The sequence below is a fragment of the Aquamicrobium sp. NLF2-7 genome (assembly GCF_022359935.1).
GTDB classification, from domain to species: Bacteria; Pseudomonadota; Alphaproteobacteria; order Rhizobiales; family Rhizobiaceae; genus Mesorhizobium; species Mesorhizobium lusatiense.
The window spans coordinates 148,850-172,128 of record NZ_JAKSED010000001.1 but is presented as its reverse complement, the minus strand read 5'-3'; the positions used below and the strand labels follow the sequence as shown (position 1 = coordinate 172,128).

The 23,279-nt window shown below is 62.1% G+C and carries 24 protein-coding genes; 9 read left to right on the top strand and 15 right to left on the bottom strand.

What is annotated here, in order from left to right:
- Positions 1-29: 29 nt before the first annotated feature.
- From MIC97_RS00805 to MIC97_RS00795, 3 genes are all read left to right on the top strand, one after another.
- Positions 30-611, top strand: a complete 582-nt coding sequence (locus MIC97_RS00805; protein ID WP_239798468.1) for a hypothetical protein — start codon at positions 30-32, stop codon at positions 609-611.
- Positions 612-693: 82 nt separating this feature from the next.
- On the top strand, positions 694-2,916 hold the full coding sequence (gene purL, locus MIC97_RS00800; protein WP_239798467.1) for a phosphoribosylformylglycinamidine synthase subunit PurL: 2,223 nt from the start codon (positions 694-696) through the stop codon (positions 2,914-2,916).
- A gap of 13 nt (positions 2,917-2,929) precedes the next feature.
- The gene (locus MIC97_RS00795; RefSeq protein ID WP_183829123.1) at positions 2,930-3,163 is read left to right on the top strand and encodes a BolA family transcriptional regulator; all 234 of its coding nucleotides are present in this window, start codon (positions 2,930-2,932) and stop codon (positions 3,161-3,163) included.
- Positions 3,164-3,204: 41 nt separating this feature from the next.
- On the opposite strand, the gene MIC97_RS00790 is transcribed toward MIC97_RS00795, so the two are convergent.
- Positions 3,205-4,011 (bottom strand): phosphodiester glycosidase family protein, encoded by an 807-nt coding sequence (locus MIC97_RS00790; protein WP_239798466.1) that lies wholly within the window; start codon positions 4,009-4,011, stop codon positions 3,205-3,207.
- 139 nt (positions 4,012-4,150) lie between these two features.
- On the opposite strand from MIC97_RS00790, the gene grxD reads away from it, so the two are divergent.
- Entirely contained in the window at positions 4,151-4,486 is a 336-nt protein-coding gene (gene grxD / locus MIC97_RS00785; protein WP_183829117.1) for a Grx4 family monothiol glutaredoxin, read from the top strand.
- Between the two features lie 196 nt (positions 4,487-4,682).
- Complete coding sequence (locus MIC97_RS00780) at positions 4,683-5,882, top strand: multidrug effflux MFS transporter (RefSeq protein WP_239800991.1); 1,200 nt, start codon at positions 4,683-4,685, stop codon at positions 5,880-5,882.
- Positions 5,883-5,888: 6 nt separating this feature from the next.
- Here the strand turns inward: MIC97_RS00780 and ttcA are convergent, their stop codons facing one another.
- From ttcA to MIC97_RS00765, 3 genes are all read right to left on the bottom strand, one after another.
- On the bottom strand, positions 5,889-6,749 hold the full coding sequence (gene ttcA, locus MIC97_RS00775) for a tRNA 2-thiocytidine(32) synthetase TtcA (protein WP_239798465.1): 861 nt from the start codon (positions 6,747-6,749) through the stop codon (positions 5,889-5,891).
- A gap of 165 nt (positions 6,750-6,914) precedes the next feature.
- On the bottom strand, positions 6,915-7,532 hold the full coding sequence (rpsD, locus tag MIC97_RS00770; RefSeq protein ID WP_239798464.1) for a 30S ribosomal protein S4: 618 nt from the start codon (positions 7,530-7,532) through the stop codon (positions 6,915-6,917).
- Between the two features lie 197 nt (positions 7,533-7,729).
- The gene (locus MIC97_RS00765) at positions 7,730-8,179 is read right to left on the bottom strand and encodes a helix-turn-helix domain-containing protein (RefSeq protein WP_239798463.1); all 450 of its coding nucleotides are present in this window, start codon (positions 8,177-8,179) and stop codon (positions 7,730-7,732) included.
- 133 nt (positions 8,180-8,312) lie between these two features.
- Between MIC97_RS00765 and MIC97_RS00760 the strand changes: the two genes are divergently transcribed.
- Positions 8,313-9,218: an SDR family oxidoreductase gene (locus tag MIC97_RS00760; RefSeq protein WP_239798462.1), complete on the top strand. Its 906-nt coding sequence runs from the start codon at positions 8,313-8,315 to the stop codon at positions 9,216-9,218.
- Between the two features lie 27 nt (positions 9,219-9,245).
- Here MIC97_RS00760 and MIC97_RS00755 read toward each other — a convergent pair whose 3' ends face one another.
- From MIC97_RS00755 to MIC97_RS00745, 3 genes are read right to left on the bottom strand one after another with little or no spacing between them, the layout of a single operon-like run.
- Positions 9,246-9,434 (bottom strand): DUF3008 family protein, encoded by a 189-nt coding sequence (locus MIC97_RS00755; protein WP_239798461.1) that lies wholly within the window; start codon positions 9,432-9,434, stop codon positions 9,246-9,248.
- Positions 9,435-9,485: 51 nt separating this feature from the next.
- The gene (gene murI, locus MIC97_RS00750) at positions 9,486-10,286 is read right to left on the bottom strand and encodes a glutamate racemase (protein WP_239798460.1); all 801 of its coding nucleotides are present in this window, start codon (positions 10,284-10,286) and stop codon (positions 9,486-9,488) included.
- Positions 10,279-11,139: an RNA methyltransferase gene (locus tag MIC97_RS00745; RefSeq protein WP_239798459.1), complete on the bottom strand. Its 861-nt coding sequence runs from the start codon at positions 11,137-11,139 to the stop codon at positions 10,279-10,281. The genes murI and MIC97_RS00745 overlap by 8 nt, the downstream gene beginning before the upstream one ends.
- 150 nt (positions 11,140-11,289) lie before the next feature.
- Here MIC97_RS00745 and MIC97_RS00740 point away from each other — a divergent pair, with 150 nt between their 5' ends.
- The 3 genes from MIC97_RS00740 (at position 11,290) to aqpZ (ending at position 14,207) form a co-directional block, all read left to right on the top strand.
- Entirely contained in the window at positions 11,290-11,826 is a 537-nt protein-coding gene (locus MIC97_RS00740; protein ID WP_239800990.1) for an AAA family ATPase, read from the top strand.
- A 141-nt stretch (positions 11,827-11,967) separates the two neighbouring features.
- Positions 11,968-13,179 carry an NADP-dependent isocitrate dehydrogenase gene (locus MIC97_RS00735; RefSeq protein ID WP_239798458.1) on the top strand — a complete coding sequence of 404 codons (1,212 nt, stop codon included), beginning with the start codon at positions 11,968-11,970 and terminating at the stop codon, positions 13,177-13,179.
- A gap of 341 nt (positions 13,180-13,520) precedes the next feature.
- Complete coding sequence (gene aqpZ, locus MIC97_RS00730) at positions 13,521-14,207, top strand: aquaporin Z (protein ID WP_239798457.1); 687 nt, start codon at positions 13,521-13,523, stop codon at positions 14,205-14,207.
- Positions 14,208-14,416: 209 nt separating this feature from the next.
- Here the strand turns inward: aqpZ and alaS are convergent, their stop codons facing one another.
- From alaS to sufC, 8 genes are all read right to left on the bottom strand, one after another.
- Complete coding sequence (alaS, locus tag MIC97_RS00725) at positions 14,417-17,077, bottom strand: alanine--tRNA ligase (RefSeq protein WP_239798456.1); 2,661 nt, start codon at positions 17,075-17,077, stop codon at positions 14,417-14,419.
- Positions 17,078-17,335: 258 nt separating this feature from the next.
- Positions 17,336-18,412, bottom strand: coding sequence for a recombinase RecA (gene recA / locus MIC97_RS00720; RefSeq protein WP_183829090.1), 1,077 nt, complete (start codon positions 18,410-18,412; stop codon positions 17,336-17,338).
- 218 nt (positions 18,413-18,630) lie between these two features.
- A complete protein-coding gene (locus tag MIC97_RS00715; protein ID WP_239798455.1) occupies positions 18,631-18,969 on the bottom strand; it encodes a TfoX/Sxy family protein in 339 nt (112 codons plus the stop codon).
- A 9-nt stretch (positions 18,970-18,978) separates the two neighbouring features.
- The gene (gene sufA, locus MIC97_RS00710) at positions 18,979-19,365 is read right to left on the bottom strand and encodes a Fe-S cluster assembly scaffold SufA (RefSeq protein ID WP_183829084.1); all 387 of its coding nucleotides are present in this window, start codon (positions 19,363-19,365) and stop codon (positions 18,979-18,981) included.
- A 136-nt stretch (positions 19,366-19,501) separates the two neighbouring features.
- Positions 19,502-19,900 (bottom strand): SUF system Fe-S cluster assembly protein, encoded by a 399-nt coding sequence (locus MIC97_RS00705; RefSeq protein ID WP_239800989.1) that lies wholly within the window; start codon positions 19,898-19,900, stop codon positions 19,502-19,504.
- A gap of 5 nt (positions 19,901-19,905) precedes the next feature.
- Positions 19,906-21,147: a cysteine desulfurase gene (locus MIC97_RS00700; RefSeq protein ID WP_239798454.1), complete on the bottom strand. Its 1,242-nt coding sequence runs from the start codon at positions 21,145-21,147 to the stop codon at positions 19,906-19,908.
- 67 nt (positions 21,148-21,214) lie between these two features.
- On the bottom strand, positions 21,215-22,483 hold the full coding sequence (sufD, locus tag MIC97_RS00695) for a Fe-S cluster assembly protein SufD (protein ID WP_239798453.1): 1,269 nt from the start codon (positions 22,481-22,483) through the stop codon (positions 21,215-21,217).
- Positions 22,484-22,509: 26 nt separating this feature from the next.
- Positions 22,510-23,265: a Fe-S cluster assembly ATPase SufC gene (sufC, locus tag MIC97_RS00690; protein WP_239798452.1), complete on the bottom strand. Its 756-nt coding sequence runs from the start codon at positions 23,263-23,265 to the stop codon at positions 22,510-22,512.
- Positions 23,266-23,279: the final 14 nt, after the last annotated feature.

The window sequence follows — 23,279 nt, the reverse complement described above, 5'->3', positions numbered from 1 at the left end:
TCCGGCAACGACCACCGACAGGAACGACCGTGCAGAAGACCATCATCTATCCCCGGCCTGCAACATGGATCGGCTGGGGGCTCATACTGTTGTTTGGCGGCGCACTGGCAGGCTATCTGGGCGAAGTCTATACCGATCTAGATTATTACCTGTTTGCCGAGAATGGTCCGGTCGAAGGCTCGCAAACCATCGTTCTGGGGATCGCCGCGGCGATTTTCGCCGCACGCGGCTGGCGCAGCAAAGGCCCGGTGGCATTCCTGTGCATCGCCGTCGTCTACGTGCTCCTGCATGCGATGGTGCGTGAAACGCCGCGTTGCGACAGTCCTTTCTATCCGGGCGGCATCTGCCTCACCGGAACGGCGAAGCAGGCGCTGTGGGTCATTTTCACCGTTGTTCTGGCCATCCTGCTGTTACTAAGGCGTGCAGACTTTCTGGATGCCCTGAAACCGCGCTGGAGCTTTGTGTTCTGGCCGCTTGGTGTTGCTTTCATCATATTGCTGTTCGGAGAGCTGGCCGAGCACTACAATCAGGAGGGCATCGAGGAAACGCTGGAAATGCTCGCCTATTGCTACACGCTGGCCTGTTCGATCTGGATTTACCGCCACACCTGACTTATCCGATGCCAAAGTCTAAATCCTTCCCTGATCCCTGCCGCGCAGGCGATCGCAGCCCATGCAGTCGAGACAGGAACAGATGACCATTCCGAACACCGTGCAGATCACCCCCGAGCTCATTGCGGCCCATGGGCTGAAGCCGGACGAATATCAGCGCATTCTGGACCTCATCGGTCGCGAGCCGAGCTTTACGGAACTCGGCATCTTCTCGGCCATGTGGAACGAGCATTGCTCGTACAAATCGTCCAAGAAGTGGCTGCGCACGCTGCCGACCACGGGCGAGGTCGTCATTCAGGGTCCGGGCGAGAACGCCGGCGTGGTCGATATCGGCGACGGCGACTGCGTGGTCTTCAAGATGGAGAGCCACAACCACCCCTCCTACATCGAGCCCTATCAGGGCGCGGCGACGGGCGTGGGCGGCATTCTGCGCGACGTCTTCACCATGGGCGCGCGCCCCATCGCGGCGATGAACGCGCTGCGCTTCGGCGAGCCCGCTCATCCGAAGACGCGGCATCTGGTGGCCGGAGTGGTTTCCGGCGTCGGCGGCTACGGCAATTCCTTCGGCGTGCCGACGGTCGGCGGCGAAGTGAATTTCGACGCCCGCTACAATGGAAACATTCTTGTCAACGCCTTCGCGGCCGGCCTTGCCAAGACCGACGGCATCTTCCTGTCGCAGGCGAAGGGCGTCGGCCTGCCGGTCGTCTATCTCGGCGCCAAGACCGGCCGCGACGGCGTCGGCGGCGCGACCATGGCCTCGGCCGAATTCGACGATTCCATCGAGGAAAAGCGTCCCACAGTGCAGGTTGGCGACCCCTTCACGGAAAAGTGCCTGCTGGAAGCCTGCCTTGAGCTGATGGCGTCCGGCGCGGTCATCGCCATTCAGGACATGGGCGCTGCCGGCCTCACCTGCTCGGCGGTCGAGATGGGCGCCAAGGGCGACCTCGGCATCGAGCTAGACCTCGACAAGGTGCCGGTGCGCGAAGAGCGCATGTCGGCCTACGAAATGATGCTGTCGGAAAGCCAGGAGCGCATGCTCATGGTGCTGCGTCCCGAAAAGGAGAAGGAAGCCGAGGCGATCTTCACCAAATGGGGACTCGACTTCGCCATCGTGGGCAAGACGACCGACGATCTGCGCTTCCGCGTGCTTCATCAGGGCCAGGAAGTGGCCAACCTGCCGATCAAGGAACTTGGCGACGAGGCCCCCGAATATGACCGCCCGTGGGTGGAGCCGGCAAAGCCTGCGGCGCTTGCCGCAACCGATGTGCCGCAGGCCGACATCGCCGATGCACTCCTGAAGATGCTCGGCGGGCCGGACCTGTCCTCGCGGCGCTGGGTCTGGGAACAGTACGACACCATGATCCAGGGCAACTCCCTGCAACGGCCGGGCGGCGATGCCGGCGTGGTGCGCGTGGAAGGCCACGAGACCAAGGCGCTCGCCTTCTCCTCGGACGTGACGCCGCGCTATTGCGAGGCCGATCCTTACGAGGGCGGCAAGCAGGCGGTTGCGGAATGCTGGCGTAACCTGACGGCCACCGGCGCGCTGCCGCTTGCCGCCACCGACAACCTCAATTTCGGCAACCCCGAGCGGCCGGAAATCATGGGTCAGCTCGTTCACGCCATCAAGGGCATTGGCGAGGCCTGCCGCGCGCTCGACTTCCCGATCGTTTCCGGCAACGTCTCGCTTTACAACGAGACCAACGGACAAGGCATCCTGCCAACGCCCACCATCGGTGGCGTCGGCCTGCTGGGCGACTGGCAGAAGATGGCCCGCATCGGCTTCGCGGCGGAAGGCCAGCCGGTCCTGCTCGTCGGTGCGCCGGAAGGCTGGGGCACGCATCTGGGACAGTCGATCTATCTGCGTGATGTACATGGCCGCACCGACGGACCACCGCCGGCGGTCGATCTCGCCCATGAGAAGCGGGTCGGCGATTGCGTGCGCGGCCTGATCGCCTCCGGCATCGTCACCGCCTGCCACGACCTTTCCGATGGCGGCCTTGCCGTCGGGCTCGCCGAAATGGCGATGGCGTCAGGCATCGGCGCGCGGGTGGATACGCCGCCGGCCGAGCCGGTTGCCGCCTTCTTCGGCGAGGATCAGGGCCGCTACCTGCTGACCCTTTCGGTCCTGCCGGACACCGCCGAATGGGCCGCTCTGCTCGCCTATCTTGAGAAGAGCGGCGTGGTTGTCCACCACATCGGCACCACCGGGGGCGCCGAATTGAAACTTGGGCAGGCGCGTGGCATACCCGTCAGTGAACTGGTGACCACGCACGAATCGTGGTTCCCGGGCTTCATGGGTACCTGACAGGGAAAACGACATGGCAATGGACGCGCACGAGATCGAGAGGCTGATCAAGGAAGGCATTCCTGACGCCCAGGTCACGATCCGCGATCTTGCCGGCGACGGCGATCACTACGCCGCAGAAGTGGTTGCCGAGAGCTTCCGGGGCAAGAGCCGCGTTCAGCAGCACCAGATGGTCTACGATGCCCTGAAGGGCAATATGGGCGGCGTTCTGCATGCGCTCGCTCTCCAGACCAGCGCGCCGGATTGATGTGAAGCCGCCCTTCTCCACCGATAAGGGAAGGAGACGGGCTATTTCCTCGCAAAAACCGTGAGGATCGGCCCCGCCGGGTGTTTGCCGCCGATGACGGTCTGTCCGCCTGCGGTCAGGGTCGATATTGCGCCATCAAGAAAAAGCGCGTTGCGGCAATCCAGCTCATCGCGGAAAAGTCGGGCGAAACTGCCGAGGCTGACGGGCTTGCGCGAAATGGCCAGCACGATGCGGTTCTGGCCATCGACGCCGACGCCGTTGCGGATGTAGCGCGATGCTCCGTCGGGCTCGAATCGCGGGTGGATGTTGCCATCGATCACCAGCATCGGCCCGGATTGCGTGGCATAGAGCGCTTCGGGCTTCTCCCTCTGGTAGGCTTGCGATTCGATCACCGCGCCCTGCCCGCTGCGGTCGATCATGAAAACCCCGTTCGGCTTCATGAAGAAATTGCCTTCGGCATCGTCGAGATTGAGGGCCGCCTTCTCCTGCCCCTCCTCCACCAGCAGCCCGACCGGCGAAAGATCCTTGTGGTACATGCCCGCATTCATGGAAATCACCGGCGACCTGCCCTGCGCCATCATGCTGCTGTCAGCGGCGGCAACCGTGCCGAAGGGCTTGCCGCTGGGGCCTTCATGCAGGATGCGGACATCATAGCGGTCCGCAGACAGCACGCAGACGATATGGGGCGTGCCTTCAAACATCACATCGCGGCACGGTTCCGGCAGGGCAACAGCCGCTTCAGGGCTGGCGGGCGGCGGGGAGCTTTTTCGGGAGCGTAGCTGCCAGACAACCGCGCAGGCGATGACAAGCAGCAGCGCCGCACAGAGAAACAGCACCAGTTTTTTCATGCTTCAATCCGGATGTTGGCAGTGGTCAGGCACCCGCCGGGGCGAAGCCTGACGCAGCGGTCTTGTGTCGGCGCGCGCTCGGGGCTATTTGAATAGCAGGTTTGCGGCCTGATTTCCTACAGGCCTGAAAGGATTGGCCATGAGCGGAATCAGCGATTACATCGATAGCGAAGTCAAGAACAACGACGTCGTGCTGTTCATGAAGGGCACTCCGGGCTTCCCGCAGTGCGGCTTCTCCGGGCAGGTGGTGCAGATTCTCGACTATGTCGGGGTCGACTACAAGGGCATCAACGTGCTCGATTCAAGCGAACTGCGACAGGGCATCAAGGATTACTCCAACTGGCCCACCATCCCCCAGCTTTATGTGAAGGGTGAGTTTGTCGGCGGCTGCGATATCGTGCGCGAAATGTTCCAGGCCGGCGAATTGCAGTCGTTCCTCGACGAAAAAGGCATAAAGGTCAAAGGCGCCGCCTGACCTGATTTTTGCGCTGCTGCGGCAGCGCCACATATTCCGGACAAAGGCGCTGGCACCCACCAGCGCCTTTGCTGCTCTTTGGAAACTGCGTTTCCGGGTGCGTTTTCACGCGCTCACAAGCCCGTGAACGTCGGAAAGATTTGAAGGTTATTTCATGGACGTATCCGCACAAACCGCACCGCCGCGGCTTGCCGGAATGGGCAAGATGGAATTCATCGCGCTGATGGCGATGCTTATGGCCCTCAACGCGCTGGCCATCGACATCATGCTTCCCGGTCTGCAGGAAATCGGCTCCACTCTCGGCGTCGAGAACGAGAACCACCGGCAATATGTGATTTCGGCCTATCTGCTCGGCTTCGCCTTCGCACAGCTGGCCTATGGCCCGCTCGCCGACCGGTTCGGACGACGCACGCCGATGCTGGTCGGCCTTGGCATCTATATCGTGGCCGCATTTGCGGGAGCGATAGCACCTACCTTTACAAGCCTGCTTTTGCTGCGCTTCGTGCATGGTATCGGTTCCGCCGCCACGCGGGTCATCACCGTCTCCATCATCCGCGATGTGTTCGGCGGGCGGCAGATGGCGGAGGCCATGTCTCTGGTCATGATGGTGTTCATGATCGTTCCGGTCATCGCGCCGGGCACCGGACAGGTGATCATGCTGTTTGCCGAATGGCACATGATCTTCGTCTTCATGGGGCTGGCGGGCATTGTCGTCACGCTGTGGATGGCGCTCAGGCTGCCCGAAACGCTCGACCCGGCCGACAAGCGGCCCTTCAACCCGCGCGCGATCGCGCAGGCGTTCGGCATCGTGCTCAGCAACCGGCTGGCGCTCTGCTACACGCTGGCCAGCACCTTCATCTTCGGCTCGCTGTTCGGCTTCATCAATTCGGCCCAGCAAGTCTATGTTGGCATCTACGATCTGGGAACGATGTTCCCTGTGGCTTTCGCCGCCGTGGCTGCCTTCATGGCTCTGTCGTCCTATCTGAACTCGCGGCTGGTCGGCCGGTTCGGAATGCGCAAGATCTCACATGGCGCGCTGATCGGGTTCCTGATCGTCAGCGCCATCTGGTTCGTGCTTTCGCTTTTCGGAACGGTGCCCTTCCCGCTGTTCATCACCCTGTTCGCGCTGGCCATGTTCCAGTTCGGCCTGATCGGCTCGAACTTCAACTCTCTGGCCATGGAACCGCTCGGCCATGTCGCCGGCACGGCATCCTCGGTCCTGGGCTTCATGGGAACGGCCGGTGGCGGCCTGATCGGCGCGCTGATCGGTCAGGCTTTCGATGGCACCACGACGCCGCTCGCGTTCGGTTTCGTCAGCGTCGCGGTGATCGGCCTTGTTTTTGTTCTGATCGCCGAGCGTGGAAAGCTGTTCCACGCGCACCACAAGCCGGTCTGACAGCCGTCAATGCGGGGCTGTACCGCCAAGGTTCAGCCCCGCGAAATCGAACAGGTTGCGGTCGAGCAGATGCGAAGGCCGCACATTTGCCAGGGCCCGGATCATGGTGTCCTTGCGGCCGGGCATCTTCTTTTCGATGTCGTCCAGCATCGCCTTCATCAGGTTGCGCTGAAGCCCGTCCTGGCTGCCGCACAGATTGCAGGGGATGATCGGAAAGCGCATGGCGGTGGCGAACTTCGCCAGATCCGCCTCGGCACAAAGGCTCAGCGGCCGCAGCACCATCACATCCCCTTCGTCATTGACGAGCTTGGGCGGCATGGCGGCAAGGCGCCCGCCGTGGAAGAGGTTCATGAAGAAGGTTTCGAGAATGTCCTCGCGGTGATGGCCGAGCACCAGCGCCGAGCAGCCTTCTTCACGCGCGATGCGATACAGATGGCCGCGCCGCAGCCGTGAGCACAGCGAGCAATAGGTGCTCGACTCCGGCAGCTTGTCGGTCACGATCGAATAGGTGTCCTGATATTCGATGCGATGCGCGATGCCGTTGGCATCGAGATAATCCGGCAATATGTGCTTCGGGAAATCCGGCTGACCCTGATCGAGATTGCAGGCCAGAAGATCGACGGGCAACAGGCCACGCCATTTCAGGTCGAGCAGCAGTGCCAGAAGCCCGTAAGAATCCTTGCCGCCGGAAAGCGCCACCAGCCAGCGCTCTCCCGGCTTGACCATGGCATAATCCTCGATGGCCTGCCGCGTCATCCGCAGAAGACGCTTGCGCAGCTTGTTGAACTCAACTCCGCCGGGGGCGGCTCTGAACATCTGGTGGCAACCATCGGCGTTGGCTTCCGGTGCAGCATCCTCGGTAAGCATCGGCATATCCATGACGAGCGTGCCTTCAATCTTTCCTGTAAACGCCCGCAATAGAGCATCGGAGCGAATAGTGAAATCGGGTTTTTCCGTTTCGATGCCGCGATTTCCCGGAAAAGAAAAGGCCGCCCCGAAGGCGGCCTTTCCAGTGCAAAAAATGCAGTATGATCAGCGCGAATAGAATTCGATGACCAGGTTCGGTTCCATCTGGACGGCGAAAGGCACATCCGACAGGCCCGGAACGCGGGCAAAGGTGGCGACCATCTTGTTGTGGTCGACTTCGATGTAGTCCGGCACGTCGCGCTCGGCGAGCGACACGGCTTCCAGAACGATGGTGAGCTGCTTCGACTTCTCACGCACCTCGATGACGTCGCCCGGCTTGCAGCGGTAGGAACCGATGTTCACGCGCTGGCCGTTGACGTTGACGTGGCCGTGGTTGACGAACTGACGGGCAGCGAAGATCGTCGGAACGAACTTGGCGCGGTAAACGATGGCGTCGAGGCGCGATTCGAGCAGGCCGATCAGGTTCTCCGGGGTGTCGCCACGGCGACGTGCAGCTTCCTCATAGGTCTTGCGGAACTGCTTCTCGGAGATGTCACCATAGTGACCCTTCAGCTTCTGCTTGGCGCGCAGCTGCAGACCGAAGTCCGACAGCTTGCCCTTGCGGCGCTGGCCATGCTGGCCGGGGCCGTATTCACGCTTGTTGACCGGAGACTTCGGACGACCCCAGATGTTTTCGCCAAGACGGCGGTCAATCTTGTATTTCGCGGATTCGCGCTTGCTCATCGCATTCCCTTTCAAAAAATCACCCACGGCCCCATGGCTGCGGGTAAGGAAACGCGCCCTCCTCTGGCCTCCGTTTTCGAGACCTGACAGGATCGGCCGCGCAAAGCGACGGACGATCCACGGGACACGTCAAATGAAACAACCGGGCTTGCGGCCCGGTGCTTCGCGGTTTCCACTAGAGGGATCGGCTCCCGGTGTCAAGCGGCGACGCTGTCTGCGGCTGCATCGAAGGCCGCGCGCGCAGCCGCCAGTTGCCCCCTGTTCTGTGCTGCCCAATCACCGAGCGCACCGATGGGCACGGCGATGGAACGGCCGAGCGCCGTCAGGGCATATTCGACTTCGGGCGGCGTGGTCGGCCGCACGGTGCGGCTGACCAGCCCGTCGCGCTCCAGCGAACGCAACGTCACGGTCAGCATGCGCTGCGATATGCCTTCGATCGACCGCCGCAACGCATTGAACCGCATCGGCGCCGGCTGAAGGCTGATGATGACGAGCAGGCTCCATGTGTCGCCCACCCGGTCGAGGACGTCACGGATGGGGCAACCACCCTTGCCGTCTTCGGTAAAGCCCGGTGAGGCTTGCAGCAAGGGGGCCGGTGCCTCATTTTCGGGTCTGCCCGCAACAGCCTTTCCGAGGATAGCATTCATGGCGGTTCCCTTCATGTAACCTGGGCACGAAATCATGCGTTCTTACAAACACCATCGCGCCCGGCTATATAGTTACTGTCAGTAACCAGATTATGCAACGTGCCTTTGTAAGACAAAAACGCAGGAGACCATCATGACACAGACCGCAGACCTTCTCGTCACCGGCGCTTCCGGCCATCTGGGCCGTGCAGTGCTCAATCATCTCATCGGCACGCTGGGTGTTCCGGCAGCGCGGATCGTCGCCACCAGCCGCAAGCCCGAGGACCTCGGCGAATGGGCCTCGCGCGGCGTCACCGTCCGCAAGGCCGACTACGACGATCCGGCCACGCTCTCAGCCGCCTTTTCCGGCGTGAAGCGGCTGGTTCTCATCAGCACCGACGCCCTTGACGAGCCGGGCAAGCGCCTGCGCCAGCACAAGGCCGCGATCGAGGCCGCCGACAAGGCGGGCGTTCAGCACATCGTCTATACATCCCTGCCGGATGCGGAAACCTCGGCCGTCTCCTTCGCCCCCGACCATGCCGGCACTGAAGCCGCGATCAAGGCAAGCGCGATTGCCGGTCACACGCTGCTACGCAACAGCTGGTACTCGGAAAACGTTCTGCACGCCCTTCCCCATGCTCTGGAGACCGGCAAATGGTTCACCGCAGCCGGCAATGGCGGCACGTCCTACGTTGCGCGCGACGATCTCGCGCTGGCGGCCGCCACCGCACTCGCCGCCGACTTTTCCGGCAAGCGCACGCTCAGCCTCTATGGCGCGAAGCCGTGGACTGTTGACGAGGTGGCGGAACTCGCCCGCCAGGCGACCGGCAAGCCCCTCGAAGTCGTGCAGGTTTCGGTCGATGATCTGGTCAGGGGCATGACCGGTGCCGGCCTGCCCGAGCCAGTGGCCCGCGTGTTCGCCTCATTCGATGCGGCGGCTGCTGCCGGAAACCTCGCCGGCTCCGACGCCGAGTTCAGGGCGCTGACCGGACGCGAACCTCAGTCCTTCGAGGAGTGGTTCGCCAGGAACGCAGTCCCGGTGCTGACGCAGGCCGGCTGACGCTTCCGGGTGGGGGCCATAGAGCCCTCACCCGCTCTTTTTGTGCTCCGGCAAGCCCTTGTGCTTTGTTTCGGCGAATTCCTCGAGCTCTTTTTCGCTCATCGATTCGTACATTTCCTTTGAAGCGCCGATGAGCTTGCTCTTCGGCGTTTCACCGCGCTTGGCAGACAGGGCAGCGCCGGCTGCCTTCTGCTGGGCTTTCGATCTTGCAGGCATGATGGCGTTCTCCTTATCAGGAGAAAACGACCGTCCGCAGCGCATGTTCCATCAAACCGGAACGGTGAGGCCAAAACCCTGCATCAGCCGCCGCGTGGCGAAGTCTGGCTTTCCGGAAGTGAACACGGCGATATCAGGTTCCGCGACAGCCGCATCCTGCTTCGAACGCCCGTCGCTCTCCAGCAGGGAAAGCGCGCGCCTTGCGATCGCTTCCGCCGGATCGAGCCAGTCCACCGGCCAGGGCGCGGTCTTGCGCATGCGGTTCGCCAGAAACGGATAGTGCGTGCAGGCAAGCACGACGATGTCGGTGCGCTTTCCGTCCTGCTCTACGAAACACGGAGAAATCTCCGCCCTCACCTGCTCCTCATCCACGAAGCCATCGCGCATGTAGATTTCAGAAAGCGAGGCCAGCCGCTCCGACCCGACCAGCCGCACATGGCATTTCGTGGCCCATTGATGGATGAGGTCGCGCGTATATTGCCGCTTCACCGTTCCGGGCGTCGCCAGCACCGACACCAGCCCGGAACGGGTGCGTTCGGCGGCAGGCTTGATTGCCGGAACGGTGCCGACGAAAGGATGCTCCGGAAAGCGCCGGCGCAGATCGTCGATCACCAGCGTCGAGGCGGTATTGCAGGCGATGACCGAGATTTCGGGTTGGTAGCGATCGAGCAGGGAAGCGAACAGGTCCAGAATATGCGCCCGCAGCGCCGGCTCTTCCCATGCGCCATAGGGAAAGCCGGCATCGTCGGCCACGTAGATGAAGCGGCGATCCGGCATCAGCACCCGCGCCTCGCGCAGCACGGTGAGGCCGCCAACGCCGGAATCGAACATCAGGATCGGCTGCTCAGCCATGGCCTTTATCCTCTTCTTCGCCTGGCCTGTTTTGCCCGGGCGTCGCGGCATGGCCGGATGACGGGCGGGTGTAGGCGGCCCCGCGCGGCGCATTGCGGCTGAAGCGATCCAGCGAGGTGATGACGCCGCGCAGCACGCGCAGTTCCGCACCCGCAAAGCCGGCCCGCGTGAGGACGGAGCGCAGATTGTCCACCATCTTCGCCTTTTTCTCCGGCGGCCGGAAATAACCGCGCGCCTCCAGCGCCTCTTCCAGATGGCCGAACAGCCCCAGAAGCTCATCCTTGGTGGCCGGCTCCATGTCCGGCCCGCGGAAATTGGTGCGGGTTTCGTCCTCGAAGCCGGACTTCATCCATTCATAGGACATCAGCAGCACTGCCTGCGCGATGTTGAGCGAGGCAAAGCCCGGATCGACCGGAAAGGTCACGATCTCGTCGGCAAGGCCCACCTCGTCATTGTTGAGGCCGAAGCGCTCGCGCCCGAAAAAAATACCGGTGCGTTGTCCGGCTTCGCACCGCGACCGCAGCGCCCTGCCCGCCTCGACCGGACCGCGCACCGGCTTGAAGCCGTCGCGCTCGCGGGCAGTGGTGGCGAAGATGAAATTCAGGTCCGCGATCGCGGATGGCAGATCGTCGAACACGCGCACCGCATCGATGACGTGGTCAGCCTTGCTTGCCGCCGCCCGCGCCTTATCGCTCGGCCAGCCGTCGCGCGGATTGACCAGCCGCAATTCGCTCAGCCCGAAATTGGCCATGGCGCGCGCCACCATGCCGATATTCTCGCCGAGCTGCGGCTCGACGAGGATGATGACCGGACCGGCGACGGGGGAATTTGAAGGTTGTTCTTGAGATGGCATGTGCTTCAATGCATTTCGCTTTGCGGCTTTTGCTGTCCCTGACACATCCGGGTGCGAAATTGAAGCTCCCACATGGCCAGTCAGGAGAGAACAGGCCACTTCCCCGGAGCGCTTGACCTCTTGCCGATACAGGTCGATCATCACCCCATGATCGACCTTTCGGGACAGATCCTCATTGTCACCGGCACGCCAGGCGCGGGAAAGACGACGACAGCGCGCAGCCTCGTCGAAAGCTCCGGCCAGCCGGCAGTGCATATCCATGCCGACGATTTCTGGCACTTCATACGAAACGGAGCCATCCCGCCATATCTGCCGGAATCACGCCGGCAGAACGAAGTTGTGATGGGCGCGCTTTGCGCGGCAGCCCAACGCTATGCGGATGGCGGCTATTTCGTGGTGATCGACGGCATCATAGGCCCATGGTTCCTGCCTGCATTCAGCGCCGTCAGCCGTCCTCTCCACTACATCGTGCTGCGCCCCGACCTCGACGAGGCGATAAGGCGCTGTCAGTTGCGCGGCGGCGAAATGCTGGCAGACCCGATCCCGATCAGCGACCTGCACAGCCAGTTCTCGCAACTGGATCGGCTGGACAACCACCGGATCGACACGGCCGGGCTCAGCAAGCAGGCAATTCTGGAAGCCGTGGTCCGGGCGCTCACCGGCGGCCGGTTTCTTCTCAACCCTTAAATCGCGGATAGCGTGCCCTCATCAGCAGGCCTGTTCTGGAACGCCGTGTCCGTTTGCGCACCTTCGCTTGCTTTGGTATAGGGGCGCATCCCAAACGGCCTACCCTTCCGGCAAGGCCCTTTCCAAGACGAGGCAGTTTTCATGGCGAAGATCAAGGTGGCGAACCCGGTCGTCGAACTCGACGGCGACGAGATGACCCGCATCATCTGGCAGTTCATCAAAGACAAGCTGATTCACCCCTATCTCGACCTCGATCTCGAATATTACGACCTCAGCATCGAGCACCGCGACGCCACCGACGATCAGGTGACCATCGACGCCGCCAACGCGATCAAGAAGCACGGCGTCGGCGTCAAATGCGCCACCATCACGCCTGACGAAGCCCGCGTCGAGGAATTCCACCTCAAGAAGATGTGGAAGTCGCCCAACGGCACCATCCGCAACATCCTCGGCGGCACCATCTTCCGCGAACCGATCATCATGAAGAACGTGCCGCGCCTGGTGCCCGGCTGGACGCAGCCGATCGTCGTCGGCCGCCACGCCTTCGGCGACCAGTACCGCGCCACCGATTTCCGTTTCCCCGGCAAGGGCAAGCTGACCATCAAGTTCGTGGGTGAAGACGGCCAGACCATCGAGCACGAAGTGTTCGACGCGCCCGGCTCCGGCGTCGCCATGGCCATGTACAACCTCGACGAATCGATCCGCGAGTTCGCGCGCGCATCGCTGAACTACGGCCTGCTGCGTAATTATCCGGTCTACCTGTCGACCAAGAACACCATTCTCAAGGCCTATGACGGCCGCTTCAAGGATATCTTCCAGGAAGTCTATGAGAAGGAATTCGAGGCGCAGTTCAAGGAACGCAAGATCTGGTACGAACATCGCCTGATCGACGACATGGTCGCCTCCTCGCTTAAGTGGTCCGGCGGCTATGTGTGGGCGTGCAAGAACTATGACGGCGACGTGCAGTCCGACACGGTTGCGCAGGGCTTCGGTTCGCTCGGCCTGATGACTTCGGTTCTGATGACGCCGGACGGCAAGACGGTGGAAGCCGAAGCCGCCCACGGCACCGTGACCCGCCACTATCGCCAGCACCAGAAGGGCGAGCAGACCTCGACCAACTCGATCGCCTCCATCTTCGCCTGGACGCGTGGCCTCGCCCACCGCGCCAAGCTGGACGACAACGCCGACCTGAAGCGTTTCGCCGAGACGCTGGAGCGCGTGTGCATCCAGACAGTCGAGAGCGGCTTCATGACCAAGGACCTGTCGCTGCTCATCGGTCCCGACCAGCCGTGGCTGTCGACCACCGGCTTCCTCGACAAGGTGGACGAGAACCTGCAGAAGGCCATGGCCTGATCCCCACGACACCGATGACTGCCCGGTTCGCCCGGCAGGCTGACAAATGACAAAAGAGCGGTTTCCGGAAACGGAAGCCGCTCTTTTTCTTTGGCGCCCGATAACGCTTGAGTACCGGGAAATTCCGCCCACACAGGCTTGCGGCAGAGGCGGACCCTGTGCTGCCCCCACCGTCCGCAACGACCGGCCTTTCTCCCCGTCACGACTCAAGGTAGTTTATTGCCCGGTCGGGTTGTGATGTGGGGGACGACGCACTCAGCTTTACCTTGTCAGTGCCCATTGAAGTTCCGGATTTTGGAAATGTTCCGTTCTGCACTTCAAAACTCCCAAGGAGAGAGAAAATGCCTCAGAAACTCGCAGCCGAATTCTTCGGCACATTCTGGCTGGTCTTTTGCGGATGCGGATCAGCTGTTCTTGCCGCCGCATTCCCCGATGTCGGCATCGGCCTGCTCGGCGTTTCGCTTGCATTCGGCCTGACGGTCGTCACCATGGCCTATGCCGTGGGGCGCTTTTCCGGCGGTCACTTCAATCCGGCCGTTTCCGTAGGCATGGTCGTCGGCGGCCGCATGCCGGCCGGTGATCTGGTCGGCTACATCATCGCGCAGGTGGTCGGCGGCGTCGTCGCAGGCGCTGTGCTCTATGTCATCGCCTCCGGCCAGCCCGGCTTCTCCGCCGGTGGCTTTGCTTCCAACGGCTATGGCGAGCTGTCGCCCGGAAAATATTCGCTTCTGGCCGGCCTGACGATCGAAGTGGTGCTGACCGCGTTCTTCATTTTCATCATTCTGGCAACGACGACAGCCAAGGCTGCGGCAGGCTTCGCGCCGCTGGCCATCGGCCTGACGCTGACGCTGATCCATCTTGTGTCGATCCCCGTGACCAACACCTCGGTCAACCCTGCCCGCTCGACGGGCGCTGCCCTGTTTGCCGAGACCGGCGCGATCGGACAGCTGTGGCTGTTCTGGCTTGCCCCGATCGTCGGTGCCGCGATTGGCGCGGCCATCTGGAAGGCGATCTTCGCAGACGAGTAAAAACGTCTTTAGAAACGGAAAAAGGCGGCCTAAGGCCGCCTTTTTTGTATCGGGACTGAAACGCTCGCAGCGGATCTGAAACGCGATCCGCCCTGAGTTTCGTCGCTGGAGCTTCGGGCGTTCCGACGAACACAGCTCCGCCGCTCCAGCTTGTTTTCCCATGGCTGAACTTATGCGACGTCAGACGACTCCGTCCGACTGCAAATGCTCTATTCCAGGGCCTGCGAAACTGCCTCCAGGGCAGCTTGAGCCTTCGCCCCATCCGGTCCGCCGGCCTGCGCCATGTCCGGCCGGCCACCGCCGCCCTGCCCGCCCAGCGCTGCGGATGCGGCGCGCACCAGATCGACGGCCGAGAAGCGCGAAGTCAGGTCGTCGGTCACCGCAACCACGACGCTGGCCTTGCCATCCTCGGCCACGCCGACGAAGACGACGACGCCAGAGCCGACCGACTTCTTGCCTTCATCCGCGAGTGATTTCAGATCACGCGGCGAAACGCCCTCGACCACCTTGCCGAGGAACTTCGTGCCGGCGACATCCTTCACTTCGGACGCAGCGCCACCGCCGGAACCGCCACCGAGCGCCAGCTTGCGGCGGGCCTCGGTCAGTTCACGTTCGAGCTTGCGGCGTTCTTCCACCAGAACCTCGATGCGGGCCGGCACCTCGGCGGGCGCAACCTTGAGCAATGCCGCCGCAGACTTCAGCCGGCGCTCCTGCTCATCCAGATACTGCCGTGCGGCATCCCCGGTCAGCGCTTCGATGCGACGCACGCCCGCCGCCACCGGGCTGTCGGAAACGATACGCACCAGCCCGATGTCGCCGGTGGCCTTCACATGGGTGCCGCCGCACAGTTCGATCGAATAGGGCCTGTTGGCCTTCTCTCCATGCAAAGCCGTGCCCATCGACACGACGCGCACCTCGTCGCCATATTTCTCGCCGAACAGCGCCATGGCGCCTTCGGCGCGGGCGTCGTCCACCGACATCAGCCGTGTCGTGACCGGGCCGTTCTGGACCACGATCTCGTTGGCCATGCGCTCGACCTCTTCAAGCTCCTCCGGCGAAATCGCCTTGTTGTGGGAAATGTCGAAGCGAAGCCGCTCCGGCGCAACCAGAGAACCCTTCTGGGCCACATGCGTGCCCAGCACCTCGCGCAACGCCTCGTGGATGAGGTGCGTGGCCGAGTGGTTGGAGCGCAGGCGGTTGCGGCGGGCATGATCGACTTTCAGTTCCGCCGCCGCGCCAAGCCTGACCGTACCCTTCACCACCTTGCCAAGATGGACGAAAACGCCGTCACCCTTCTTCTGCGTGTCTTCCACCTCAATGGAAAAGCCTTCGCCCGAAATAATTCCGGTGTCGCCCATCTGACCGCCGGATTCGCCATAAAACGGCGTCTGGTTGACGACGATGGCGACGCTCTCGCCGGCGGAAGCGCTCTCCACTTCCTTGCCGTCCTGCACGAGGGCCTGGACGATGCCTTCAGCCTGCTCGGTGTCATAGCCAAGAAATTCGGTCGCACCGGACTTTTCACGCACGCCGAACCAGACGGTCTCGGTCGCCGCTTCGCCGGAGCCGGCCCAGTTGGCGCGCGCCTCGGCCTTCTGGCGTTCCATCGCCGCGTTGAAGCCTTCCAGATCGACGGCGATGTTGCGCTGGCGCAGCGCATCCTGCGTCAGGTCGAGCGGGAAACCATAGGTGTCGTAGAGCTTGAAGGCCGTCTCGCCATCCAGCCGGCCACCGCTGCCAAGATCCTCGGTCGCTTCGTTGAGCAGGGTGATGCCGCGCGCCAGCGTCTTGCGGAAGCGGGTTTCCTCCAGCTTGAGCGTTTCGGAAATCAGGCTCTCGCCGCGCACCAGCTCGGGATAGGCCTGCCCCATTTCACGCACCAGCGCGGGAACCAGCCGCCACATCAGCGGATCGCGCGCGCCCAGAAGCTGGGCATGGCGCATGGCGCGGCGCATGATGCGGCGCAGCACATAGCCGCGCCCTTCATTGGAGGGAAGCACCCCGTCGGCAATGAGGAAGGACGACGCGCGCAGGTGATCGGCGATGACGCGATGGCTCGCCCGGTTCGCCCCGGTTGCCGGAACGCCGGTGGCTTCCTCGGAGGCGCGGATCAGCGCCCTGAACAGGTCGATGTCGTAGTTGTCATGCACGCCCTGCAGCACGGCAGCGATACGCTCAAGCCCCATGCCCGTGTCGATCGACGGACGCGGCAGCTCGATGCGCTCTTCCTTCGTCACCTGCTCATACTGCATGAAGACGAGGTTCCAGATCTCGATGAAGCGGTCGCCGTCCTCATCCGGACTGCCGGGAGGTCCGCCGGCGATATGGTCGCCATGGTCGTAGAAGATTTCCGAGCAGGGGCCGCAGGGGCCGGTATCGCCCATCGCCCAGAAATTGTCGCTCGTCGGGATGCGGATGATCTTCTCGTCGGAAAGACCTGCGATCTTCCTCCAGAATTCGGCCGCCGCATCATCGGTGTGATAGACCGTGACCAGCAGCCTGTCCTTCGACAGCCCGAACTCGCGGGTGATCAGGTTCCAGGCAAGCTCGATGGCGCGTTCCTTGAAATAGTCGCCAAAGGAAAAATTGCCGAGCATCTCGAAGAAGGTGTGATGGCGCGCAGTGTAGCCGACATTGTCGAGGTCATTGTGCTTGCCGCCGGCACGAACGCATTTCTGCGAGGTGGTCGCGCGGTTGTAGGGGCGCGTTTCCAGACCCGTGAACACGTTCTTGAACTGAACCATGCCGGCATTGGTGAACATCAGCGTCGGATCGTTGCGCGGCACCAGAGGGCTGGAGGCAACGACCTCGTGACCTTCCTTGCGGAAGTAGTCGAGGAAAGCCGACCGGATCTCGTTAACACCACTCATGAAAGATGCCTTTGTTCAGGAAAACGCCTGCGGCGCCAGTGCGGAAAACACAGCCTTTTAGCGGTCGGCCAGCACCCTGTCCAGAATGAGGAATGTCGCTGGCGAAACCTCAGGTGCCGCAGCGCTCAGGCCTTATTCCACCGTGATGCGCTTTTTCAAAAATGCTGCCCGCAACGAAAAACGCCGATCTCGGGAGACCAGCGTTTTTCACTTTAAGTTCGTTCGGCCAAGGCCGGACAATCCGTGCCGATCAGCGCATCAGCCCTCGCCGGCCTCAGCCTCGAAGCCGCCGTCTTCCAGGAACTTCTCGGCAATCAGCCCGGCATTCTGGCGCAGCGCCAGTTCGATCTCCCGCGCCGTATCCGGATTGTCACGCAGGAACTGCTTGGCGTTCTCACGCCCCTGCCCGAGACGCTGCGAATTATAGGAGAACCACGCACCCGACTTTTCAACCACGCCGGCCTTGACGCCGAGATCGATGAGTTCGCCGGTCTTGGACACACCCTCGCCATACATGATGTCGAACTCGATCACCTTGAAGGGCGGGGCCAGCTTGTTCTTGACCACCTTGACGCGAGTCTGGTTGCCGACCACCTCGTCGCGATCCTTGACCGAGCCGATACGGCGGATATCGAGGCGTACCGACGCATAGAACTTGAGCGCATTGCCGCCGGTGGTCGTTTCGGGCGAACCGAACATGACGCCGATCTTCATACGGATCTGGTTGATGAAGATGACCATGGTGTTGGAGCGCGAGATCGAAGCCGTCAGCTTGCGCAGCGCCTGGCTCATCAGGCGAGCCTGAAGACCAGGCAGCGAGTCGCCCATCTCACCTTCGATTTCGGCGCGCGGCGTTAATGCCGCCACCGAGTCCACCACCAGAACGTCGATTGCACCGGAGCGCACCAGCGTGTCGCAGATTTCCAGCGCCTGCTCGCCGGTGTCCGGCTGCGAGATCAGGAGGTTTTCAAGGTCGACACCCAGCTTGCGGGCATAGACCGGGTCCAGCGCGTGCTCGGCATCGACAAAGGCGCAGATGCCGCCCTTCTTCTGCGCTTCCGCAACCGTATGGAGAGCCAGCGTCGTCTTGCCCGAGCTTTCAGGGCCATAGACCTCGATGATGCGCCCGCGCGGCAGACCGCCAACACCCAGCGCAATATCGAGACCGAGAGAACCGGTCGAAACCGTTTCTATCTCGACCACCTGCTCGTTTGCGCCAAGGCGCATGATCGAGCCCTTGCCGAAAGCCCGCTCGATCTGCGACAGCGCAGCGTCCAGAGCCTTTGATTTGTCCACCGAATTGTCCTCTACAAGCCGCAATGAATTCTGAGCCATGATACAGTACCTTTTGGTCGTCAATGACAGACGGACAATTCGCTGACCGCTCAGATTTTTGTACCCTCTTTGTTCCATTTTTGCAAGAGGGATTAACCAATTGTTTTATTTTGGAATTCTACAAAAGTTCCCATTTTGTCCACGATACCGGACCGGTTTAACGGGAATACGAACACCCGGAGAAAATTTCCGGCCGCCCGAATCGCCTCCGGTTCCGTTCAGCCTTCCTGCCGGGCTTGCTGAGCTGTCGCCCGTAAACCCGCATCATACGCCTTGCGCGCCCACGCCGCCATTTCGTCCGGATCGTCGAACGCGGCATCGGGAGTGGTCCAGTAGGGCATGGCCACCTCCCTGCCTTTTCCGGCATAGGTCCATTGGCGCGCGCCCGCAGAAACAAAATCGGGAGCGCTTATCGCATCCGCCTTGAGCATCAGCTCCCCTTGCAGGACGATGGCAATGATGACGCCGCGATGGTAGATGCCCTTGCCGCCAAACAGGCGGCGTATGGTGACGGGACCAAGCCCTTCGAAAAGCTCTTCGATGCGCCCGTTGTCCATGGAGGGAAATCAGGCCTCGGCTGTCGCCCGGGCCTCGGCCAGCGCCTTCAGGTCGGCTGGTTTCAGTTCCACCGATTCGCCACAGCCGCAGGCGGAAGACTGATTGGGATTGCGGAACACGAAGCCCGTGCGCAGCGTGGTGACCTCGAAATCCATCTCGGTACCGAGCAGAAACAGTGCCGCTTCCGGCGCGACATACACATGTGCGCCCTGATGCTCGACGTGGTCGTCCTTCGGATCAGGTTCGGTGACCAGATCGATGGTGTACTCCATGCCGGCGCAACCGCCCTTCTTCACGCCGAGCCGGATGCCGTGCGCGCCATCACGCGCACCGATGATTTCGCGAACCCGCTCCGCCGCCTTGTCGGTCAGCTTCATGATGGAAAAACGTGCCATCTCAGTCTTCTCCATGCCATGCAGGTTAAAGGCCTGCCGGAATGATTTCATATCTCCCCCTGAAGATGGGGGAATTTGGAAGGCTCTGCAAGAGCGGCTCCTGCCAAGCAGTAGCAAGCAAGTGCGGCGTCGGTCCTCAGTACCAGCCGACGGCGATCTGGGCTTCTTCCGACATGCGGTCGGGCGTCCATGGCGGATCGAAGGTCATGTTGACCTCGACGCCGGAAACGCCTTCCACCGCCCCCACCGCATTCTGCACCCAGCCCGGCATCTCGCCGGCCACAGGACAGCCCGGGGCGGTCAGCGTCATGTCGATCTTCACGGTGCGATCGTCCTCGATGTCGATGCGGTAGACGAGACCCAGCTCATAGATATCCGCAGGAATTTCCGGATCATAGACGGTCTTCAGCGCGGAAATGATGTCGTCGGTCAGGCGCGCCAGTTCTTCCTCGGGAATGGTCGAAACCGGCCCGGTTCCGACGGCTTCCTGCTCAGTCTGCCCGTCGGTTTCAACACGTGTGGTGGTGTCGTCCATATCCGTCATCCGAAAAATTTCCGCGCCTTTTCCAGCGCTTCGGCCAAAACGTCGATCTCGGCTCTGGTGTTGTACATGCCGAACGATGCCCTGCATGTGGAGGTGACGCCGAAGCGTTTCAACAGCGGCTGGGCGCAATGGGTGCCTGCCCGCACGGCAACGCCCTGACGGTCTATGACCATCGACACATCGTGCGCATGGATGCCCTGCAACTCGAAGGACACGATGGCGCCCTTGCCCGGCGCATTGCCGAAAATGCGCAGCGAGTTGATGGCGCCAAGCCGCTCATGCGCATAGGCGGTCAGATCCGCTTCATGGGCGGCAATGCGCTCGCGGCCGATGCTGTCCATGTAATCCAGCGCGGCCCCCAGCCCGATCGCCTGCACGATGGGAGGCGTGCCGGCTTCGAAGCGGTGTGGCGGGGCGTTGTAGGTGACCCTGTCCTCGGTCACCTCCTCGATCATCTCGCCACCGCCCATGAAGGGGCGCATTGCCTCCAGCCGCTCTTTCTTGCCGTAAAGAACGCCGATTCCGGACGGTCCGTAGACCTTATGGCCGGTGAAAACGAAGAAATCACAATCGAGATCCTGCACATCGACCGGCATGTGAACGGCGCTCTGGCTGCCATCGACCAGAACGGGAATGCCGCGCGCATGGGCGATGCGGCAAATCTCGCGGATCGGCGTCACCGTGCCCATCGCATTCGACATGTGGGTGATGGCAACCAGCCTGGTGCGATCGGTCAGGCTTTTCTCGAAATCCTCCAGATGCAGCGCACACAGATCATCCACGGGCACCCAGACCAGCTTCGCGCCCTGCCGCTCGCGGATGAAATGCCATGGCACGATGTTGGAATGGTGTTCGAGGATCGACAGGACGATCTCATCGCCTTCGCCGATATTCGGCATGCCGAAACCATAGGCTACCGTGTTGATGGCAGCCGTGGAGTTCGAGGTAAAGACGATATTGTCTGTCGAGGGCGCGTTCAGGAAGCGGCGCACGCTCTCGCGTGCCTTTTCATAAGCATCTGTCGAGGCATTGGAGAGGAAATGCAGGCCGCGATGAACATTCGCGTAGTCCTGCTCATAAGCGTGGCGGATGGTGTCCAGCACGGCACGCGGCTTCTGCGCCGAGGCGCCGTTGTCGAGATAGACCAGCGGCTTGCCATGCACCTGCCGGGCAAGAATGGGGAAATCGCGGCGGATCGCCTCGACATCATAGGGTGCGGTTTCGATCTTCTGGTCCATATCTCTTCTCTGCACCGCAGTTGCGACGCCCCGGCAAAAGGCCGGGACATCGAATCGCAAACGGCACTCAGCCGTGCGTGGCGAACCAGTCATCGAGGCGGGCTTCAAGGGCCTCGACGATCTGCTCGTCTTCCAGCTCCTCGATCACCTCGGCAACGAATGCCTTGACCAGCAGGCCACGGGCGGACTTTTCGGTAATGCCGCGCGACATCAGGTAAAACAGATGATCGCCGTGGATATCGGTCACCGTAGCGCCGTGGCCGCAAGCCACGTCATCGGCGAAGATTTCCAGCTCCGGCTTAGCCGAGAACTCGCCATCGTCGGACAAAAGAAGCGTGTTGCAGGCCATGCGTGCATCGGTCTTCTGCGCGACCTGATGCACGTTGATGCGGCCCTGAAACACGCCATGCGCCTTGCCCGTCACCACATTGCGCACCACTTCGACCGAGCCGGTGTGCGGAACGGCGTGATCCAGCACCATGGTCACGTCGGTGTGGCTGTCACCCGAAAGCAGGTTGACGCCGCGCAGCTGGAAGTCCGAGCCTTCGCCCGACACCTTCACATGCACTTCCTGACGCACCAGCTTGCCACCCGCATTCATGATGAACAGGGTGAGCCTGGCGTCAGCGCCGATCTCAGCCTTGAACTGGGCCAGATGCTGGGCGGTTTCCGGCTGCTCCTGGATGATCAGCCATGTGACCTCAGCGCCATCACCAACGGTAAGCTGGCTGACGGAGCTGACAAGACCAGCCCCCTCGCCCGACTGACGCTCCACGATCACGGCGCGCGAGCCTGCCCCGGCATTGACCACCATGCGAACATGGGTCTGGCCACCGGCCTGCAGGTTCTGCAGCTCGACCGGCTTCTCCAGTTCCGTTCCGGCAGCGATATCGAGCAAAACACCGTCTGCGACAAACGCCGCGTTGATGGCTCCGATCGTGTCATCCGAGCCATAGGTCTTCAGCTCAGCCGCGGCGGAACCATCCGTCAGCTTCTCGGCCAGCGACGCAAAGGAAACGCCTTCGGCCAGCGACGGCTTGCCCGAAATCGCACCATTGATCAGCGTAACCAGTCCGGAGCCTTCTAGAATGGGATCCGGCGCCCTGACCGATGCAGTGGCATCGAATTCCGGCACCTTGCCAAGCAGACGACGCAGATCCGTGTAGTGCCAGCTCTCGATGCGGCGGGTAGGAAAGCCCGCCTTGATCATCTCAATGGCGCCATCGCGCTGGACCATCACCTCGCTGTCGCCCGGCAGAAGACCGAGCCGCTCGCCGAAAGCCTCGATCAGGGCCGTCTCTGCTGGCGTGCGCTGGGGGGTTGCATGTACATTCATTGCATTCACCTCACCTTGGCGCCGCCTCAGGCGGCTTCGCCGATTATGCCGGCATAACCATTGGCTTCCAGTTCCAGAGCCAGCGACTTGTCGCCCGACTTGATCACCTGTCCCTTGTACAGAACGTGGACCGTATCCGGGACGATGTGCTCCAGCAGTCGCTGATAGTGCGTAATGACGAGGAAGGCGCGGTCGGGCGAACGCAGCGAGTTCACGCCGTCGGCCACGATCTTCAGCGCATCGATATCGAGGCCGGAATCGGTCTCGTCGAGCACGCACAGCTTGGGCTGCAAAAGCTTCATCTGGAGGATTTCGGCGCGCTTCTTCTCGCCGCCGGAGAAGCCGACGTTGAGCGGGCGCTTCAGCATATCCATGTTCATGTTGAGGGAGCCGGCAGCTTCCTTCACACGGGCGATGAACTCGGAAATCTTCAGAGGCTCCTCGCCGCGCGCTTTTCGCTGCTCGTTCATCGCCACCTTGAGAAACTCCATGGTGGCGACGCCCGGTATCTCCATCGGATACTGGAAAGCCAAGAAAATGCCGGAAGCGGCGCGCTCGGCCGGATCCATCTCAAGGATGGATTCGCCATTGTAGATGATTTCGCCTTCCGTCACCTCGTAGTCCTCGCGTCCGGCGAGGATGTAGGACAGCGTCGACTTGCCGGAGCCGTTCGGCCCCATGATGGCGGCGACTTCGCCGGCCTCGACGGTCAGGTTCAGCCCGCGGATGATTTCCGTGCCGTCATCGGCGATGCGGGCGTGCAGGTTCTTGATCTCAAGCATGTGTTCTTCCTGAA